Below are 693 nucleotides of genomic sequence, written 5' to 3' on the forward strand. Positions count from 1 at the left end.
CGCCTCCTTGTGATCAGCCTCAGCCAACCGGCTATGATGCTGAGGGTTGTCGTTATGTCAATGCACTGTTCAAAGATGTTGAAGCAGTTGACCCTGAAAAAGCTCAAGCAATGAGAGATCAAGCCCGTCGTGGCCGTGATGTTTGGTTTAAAGGTACCTTTGGTAATCAGGATGAGAACATCATTCACCAAGCACGACTAACCGGTAAAGAGGGTATGAACTACCCGTGGTTAGATACTCGCACTCGTCCTTATCGTTTCACCAAATGGGGCTTGATCAACGACCCGGATTGTAAGCAAGGTGATGCGTCTTCTAATTGGTATGATATCTGCCAAGACCCTCATTCATCGGGTGTGCTCGGATATCGTAAATACTATCAGGAGCCGATCAAGGATGAGTCTGGCAAAGTGGTTTACGATGCAAGAACTGCAGCCTACGAAGAAAATGAAATCAAAGAAAACAAACGCTTTGCTATCGGACACCCCTGTGTACAGTGTCACGTAGCGTTTGAACCGACAAACCCGCCTAAAGATCCAAATGAGCCTAAGTGGGAAAACCTGAGTGCAACAATTGGTAACCAACACACGCGCCAGCCTATGGCTTTTTTCCAAGGTGTGCCTGAAGACCATTTAGCGAACCAAGCAGTGATGGCAGGACGTTTAGGAACAATTGACACGTCGATTGTAGCGTCTG

1 protein-coding gene is annotated in these 693 nt (G+C 47.3%); it reads left to right on the top strand.

Features of this window, described 5'->3' with window-relative positions:
• Positions 1-693: hypothetical protein (locus A3735_RS30485; RefSeq protein ID WP_197485751.1), on the top strand; the 693-nt coding region annotated here is incomplete at both ends.

It is taken from the genome of Oleiphilus sp. HI0061 (assembly GCF_001635675.1).